We start from the raw sequence: 5,261 nt of genomic DNA, 5'->3' as shown, positions 1-5,261 counted from the left end.
CCGGTGCGGGAAATATATTTGGCACGCTCATTCACGGTGAGTTAACAATCGTTCACGCGTGATGCACGCAGCGTTGCCGCCGCGTCACCCGACTTGAACGCGCGTAGATGTTCGCGTTCCGGACGGTTCCTCGCTGACCGGCGGTTATGCGGGGCCGTTCCGGGAGGAGACCGGATTCTGGACGAGGCCTTCCGCTGAGCGGACCCGCTCGCTAATCTCCCCGAAACATGAACGCCCCGTGGCAGTGTGGCCGCGGAGCGCAGCCGGTGCCATGGCCAGTCGGCGGCCTCTCGGTGCGTCGCCGCGGGACCGGCGTCGGCATCCCGGAGAGACAACCGCCCCGCTCACCACGAGGGAGAGGGCGTCGTGACCGCAGAGACTTCTCAGACGCTCGACCGGGGACTGCGTGTCCTCAAACTGCTCGCCGATACCGATCACGGCCTGACCGTCACCGAGTTGTCGAACAAACTCGGCGTGAACCGCACCGTGGTCTACCGACTGCTCGCCACCCTGGAACAGCACGCCCTCGTCCGGCGTGACCTGGGCGGCCGGGCCCGAGTGGGCCTGGGGGTGCTGCGCCTGGGCCGGCAGGTGCACCCGCTCGTCAGGGAGGCGGCCCTGCCCGCGCTGCGTTCCCTGGCCGAGGACATAGGGGCCACCGCCCACCTCACCCTCGTCGACGGCTCGGACGCCCTCGCGGTCGCCGTCGTCGAGCCGACCTGGACCGACTACCACGTGGCCTACCGGGCCGGCTTCCGTCACTCCCTGGACAGGGGCGCCGCGGGCCGGGCGATCCTCACCGCCCGGCAGAAGACGGCCGGCCACCCGGGCTACACCCTCACCCGGGGCGAACTCGAAGCCGGTGCCTGCGGAGCGGCGGCGCCGCTGGTCGGGGTCTCGGGCGTGGAGGGCAGCGTGGGTGTGGTGATGCTCGCGGACGCCGTACCGGAACGGGTCGGCCCGCGGGTCCTCGACGCCGCCCGTGAGGTCGCCGACGCGCTGCGTTAGAACCGCGCCGGAGCTGCCACCCGGTGGCGGCATCACCCGCCCCGGTCGTACCGGGGCGGGCCTGCCCCGGTCATGCCGGGGCGGTCGGAGCCGGAGGCGTACGGCGGATAGATTGGGCGGGTGGCCATTCGTCTCTCCCGCCCCCGCGCTCTCGCCCTCTGCGCGCTGCCCGTCCTCGCGCTGTTCGGCGCGGCGGCCTTCGCTCCGCTCCCGTTCACCGTGGCGCAGCCCGGCAGTACCGCCGATGTGCTGGGGGACGACAAGGGGAAACAGGTCATCACGATCAAGGGCGCGCCGACCCGCAGCACCGACGGCGAGCTGCGGATGACGACGATCCTGGCGACCGGGCCGACGGCCGAGGTCGGGATCGGTGACGTGGTGGACAGCTGGTTCAGGGCGGACCGGGCGGTCATGCCGCGCGACTCGGTCTATCCGACCGGTGACTCCGAGAAGGAGATCGAGCGGCACAACCTCCAGGACATGAAGGAGTCGCAGAACGTCGCCGTCGAAGCGGCTCTGAACTACCTGGACAGGAAGCCCGGTTCGGTGGACGTCACCCTGCAGCTCGCCGATGTCGGCGGGCCCAGCGCGGGCCTGTTCTTCTCGCTCGGCATCATCGACAAGCTGGCCGGCGACGGCTCCGGCGGCGATCTGACCGGTGGCCGCATCGTCGCCGGTACGGGGACGATCGCGGCCGACGGCGGGGTCGGCGCGGTCGGCGGGGTCTCCCTCAAGACGCAGGCCGCCCGGCGCGACGGCGCGACCGTCTTCCTGGTGCCGAAGGCCGAGTGCAAGCAGGCGAAGGCCGAGCAGCCCGAGGGCCTGCGGCTGATCCCCGTCACGACTCTGAAGGGTGCGGTGTCCTCGCTGCGGGCCCTGGAGCAGGGAGGACAGGTCCCGAGCTGCTGACCTGCCGCTCCGGACCCTCCGGAGCGGCCGGGCGGGACAAGGCGGAGTTCTGCCACGCCAGGACGGCGGCGAGCGGGGTGCGGTGGTGGGCCGGTCTCCCCCCGTCCACCGTCAGGCCGTCCGGGCGGTGCGGGCCGGGGCCGGGCCGGTCTGTGCCAGGCGCAGGCCCAGCGCGACCATCGTCCAGCCCATCCGGTGGCGCAGTCCGGGGCGTGCGGGGGAGAACTCCGCCGCCTCGCGTCGGAGTTCGGCGGCGCGGTAGGTGTGCAGCAGGTGGTGGATGTCGCTGTGCATGACGGTGGACCCCTCAGCCGGTGGGACGCGGGAACATGTGCAGGTGGGTGCGGACGACTGCCGACCCCTCGGTGCCGTCGGGGACGCGGTGCTGGTAGCTGTGGACCAGCTCGTGCATTTTTTCTGCGAGCTCCTGCGAGAGTTCGGGCGTGAGGCGCAGCTTGAAGTCGCTGAGCTCCCAGGCCCGGCGCCACTCCTCGGGCCATTCGTGCATCGTCCCCAGCCAGGTGTTCAGCTCCTGGCCGTGCGTGGTGGCGATCTCGTGGAGCACCACCCCGACGGCCCCGCGCACCTCGGCGTCCGGGTGCTCCAGGAAGCTGCTGGTGCTGAAGGTGTTGCCGATGTGGACGGCCTTCCACCACCGCTCGCGCCCCTTGCCACGCTCCGGGTCGTCCTCGACGAAGCCGTACGCCGCGAGCTGGCGCAGGTGGTAGCTGGTCGCCCCGCTGGACTCGCCGAGCCGGTCGGCGAGTCCGGAGGCGGTGGCGGGGCCGAACTCCCTCAGGGCGTTCAGCAGCCGGATGCGCAGAGGGTGGGCGAGCCCGCGCAGGGTGCGGGTGTCGATGTGGTGGATCTTGGGGTCGTCGGCGTACGACGCCGGCCGGTCTTCGGACTCGTTCGGTGGCATGCGACGACCATAGAGTTGCAAAGACTCCTTTGCAACATATTTTTTGCAGTGACTTCTTCGGAACTCCGGGTTCCGCTCGATCCCCCGCTCAGCCCTCCCGGATGAATCCCTCCTCCACCAGCCAGTCCTTCGCCACCTCGTGCGGGTCCTGTCCGTCCACGTCCACCTTGGAGTTCAGCTCCTGCGCGAGCTGCGTCGTCAGCTTCTTGGTGACGGGTGCCAGCAGTTCCGCGATCTCGGGGTACTCCTCCAGGGTCTTTGTGTGGAGGGCGGGAGCGGCGTTGTAGTTGGGGAAGAACTGCTTGTCGTCCTCCAGGACGTCCAGGTTCATCGCCTTGATGCGGCCGTCGGTGGTGTACACCTCGCCCAGCAGGCAGGAGTCGGACTCCGACACCTGGGTGTAGATGATCCCCGCGTCCATCTTCTGGATGTTCGAGGCGGGCAGCTTCATCCCGTACTTCTTCTGCATGCCGGGCAGCCCGTCGTCACGCGAGGCGAACTCGTTCTCCACGCAGACCGTCACGGCCTTCGGATCCTTCTTCGCGAGTTCGGCCACGTCCGACAGGGTCTTCAGCTTGTACCTGGCGTTGTTCTTCTTGCTGATGGCCAGGGCGTAGGTGTTGTCGAGCGTGGCCGGCGGCAGCCAGGTCACCCCGTGGCCCAGGTCCTCGTCGCGGACCGCCTTCCACTGCTCCTGCGGGTCGACGATCGGTTCGGCGTGGCCCAGGTAGGTGATCCACGCCGTACCCGTGTAGTCGTACAGCGCGTCGGCCTCGCCCTGGGCGACCGCCTCGCGCGCGCTGATCGAGCCGGGCAGGTTGGTGCGGTCCAGGACCTCGGCACCCGCCGCCTTGAAGACCAGGCCCATCACGTGCCCGAGGATGATGTTCTCGCTGAAGTTCTTCGAGGTCACGGTGAGGGACGCGCCCTTGAGCGGCTGTCCCTTGCCGACCGACCCCGGTTCCACCTCGTCCACCAGCGGTGATCCGCTCTTCAGCCCGCACCCCGTGAGCAGGAGGGCGAGCGCGGCCGCCGATGCCAGGCCCGTACGTACCCTCACGCTTCCTCCAGTCCGCGCGGCGTCAGCCACAGTTCCACCAGCGAGGCCAGCCAGTCCACCAGCAGGGCCAGCACCACCGTCAGTACGGATCCGAGCACCAGCACGGGCATGCGCTGCGTCTGGATCCCCGAGGTGATCAGGTCGCCGAGGCCGCCGCCACCGCCGAAGGTGGCGAGGGTCGCCGTGCCCACGTTGAGCACCAGCGCCGTCCGTACGCCCGCAAGGATCAGCGGGACGGCGAGCGGCAGCTCGACCTTGGTGAGCGTGCCCATCGCCGACATGCCGATGCCCCGGGAGGCCTCCACGAGCGTCGGCTCGATCGAGTTCAGCCCCGCCACCGTGTTGGACAGCACCGGCAGGACCGCGTAGATCACCATTCCGATGATCGCGGTCGACGGGCCGATGCCCAGCCAGATCACCAGCAGGGCCAGCAGCCCGATGGCGGGGGTGGCCTGGCCGATGTTGGCGATGGCCGTGACCACGGGGGCGGCCTTCTTCAGACCGCGCCGGGTCAGTGCGATGCCGAGCGGGATCGCGATGACCAGCACCCAGAAGGTGGAGATCGCCGTCAGCCTCACGTGCTGCCACCAGCGGACCTGGACGTTGTCGCCGGTCAGGGAGTTCTGCGCGATGGAGTCGAGGTCGACCTCGGTGATCCACAGGTAGGTCGCCACGAGGACGACCGCGCAGACCGCCGGTACCAGCAGGAGCTTCTTCCAGGTGATGCGGCGCTGCGGCGCGGGCGGCGGCAAAGAGGGCTCCGCCTCCTCGTCGCGGAAGGCGTGGCCTCCCACGTCGTGCTCTCCGGGCGGACGCTCCCCCTTGGGGGGCGCCTGATGACTGGGGGTCATGACCCGCTGCCACCGCCCTCCAGTTCCTGCTCCGTCCGGTGGGAACGCAGCTCCTCCAGATCGTGCTGGTGCTCCATCGCGGCGAGCCGGTCGGCCTCCAGGAGTTCCTGCACGGAGTTCATCAGGGTGCGCATGTCGACGACGCCGATGAACTCACCGCGCCGCCCCGTCACGGCGACCCGCCCGCTGCTGTCGGTCAGTACCGCCTCCAGCGCGTCGTGGAGCGTGGCGTCCCGGGTCACCGTGTCGTGCACCAGCTGCCCGGCCCTGGCGAGCGAGCCCTTGGCCCGCATCAGGTCACCGCGCCGCAGCCACTTGTAGGGACGGTTCCGGCGGTCCAGCATCAGCAGCTCGTTGTGCTGGCCGTCCCGCAGCTTGTTGAAGATCGACTGGAGCGGGTCCTCGACGGTCACCGTCGGGAAGTCGGCGATCCCGACGTCCCGTACGCGGGTGAGGTTGAGCCGCTTCAGGGCGGCGCCCGCCCCCACGAAGCCGGAGACGAAGTCGTCCG

General features: G+C 70.0%; 7 protein-coding genes. 2 read left to right on the top strand and 5 right to left on the bottom strand.

Annotated elements, in window-relative coordinates:
- Positions 1-366 precede the first annotated feature (366 nt).
- On the top strand, positions 367-1,008 hold the full coding sequence (locus VN520_RS21500; protein WP_325748567.1) for an IclR family transcriptional regulator: 642 nt from the start codon (positions 367-369) through the stop codon (positions 1,006-1,008).
- A 120-nt stretch (positions 1,009-1,128) separates the two neighbouring features.
- Entirely contained in the window at positions 1,129-1,917 is a 789-nt protein-coding gene (locus VN520_RS21495; protein ID WP_325748566.1) for a S16 family serine protease, read from the top strand.
- Positions 1,918-2,028: 111 nt separating this feature from the next.
- On the opposite strand, the gene VN520_RS21490 is transcribed toward VN520_RS21495, so the two are convergent.
- The 5 genes from VN520_RS21490 to VN520_RS21470 form a co-directional block, all read right to left on the bottom strand.
- Complete coding sequence (locus VN520_RS21490) at positions 2,029-2,211, bottom strand: hypothetical protein (RefSeq protein WP_325748565.1); 183 nt, start codon at positions 2,209-2,211, stop codon at positions 2,029-2,031.
- A 13-nt stretch (positions 2,212-2,224) separates the two neighbouring features.
- On the bottom strand, positions 2,225-2,839 hold the full coding sequence (locus VN520_RS21485) for a winged helix-turn-helix domain-containing protein (protein WP_325748564.1): 615 nt from the start codon (positions 2,837-2,839) through the stop codon (positions 2,225-2,227).
- A gap of 88 nt (positions 2,840-2,927) precedes the next feature.
- Positions 2,928-3,899, bottom strand: coding sequence for a glycine betaine ABC transporter substrate-binding protein (locus VN520_RS21480; RefSeq protein ID WP_325748563.1), 972 nt, complete (start codon positions 3,897-3,899; stop codon positions 2,928-2,930).
- Complete coding sequence (locus tag VN520_RS21475; RefSeq protein WP_325748562.1) at positions 3,896-4,750, bottom strand: ABC transporter permease; 855 nt, start codon at positions 4,748-4,750, stop codon at positions 3,896-3,898. The genes VN520_RS21480 and VN520_RS21475 overlap by 4 nt, the downstream gene beginning before the upstream one ends.
- Positions 4,747-5,261, bottom strand: a 515-nt coding sequence (locus VN520_RS21470; protein ID WP_325748561.1) for a CBS domain-containing protein, incomplete at its 5' end; no start/stop codon positions are given. The genes VN520_RS21475 and VN520_RS21470, both read right to left, overlap by 4 nt.

This window comes from Streptomyces sp. (assembly GCF_035563135.1).
Classification (GTDB): domain Bacteria; phylum Actinomycetota; class Actinomycetes; order Streptomycetales; family Streptomycetaceae; genus Streptomyces.
Note: the sequence above shows the minus strand (reverse complement) of the source record. Positions and strands in the feature narration are given on the sequence as shown.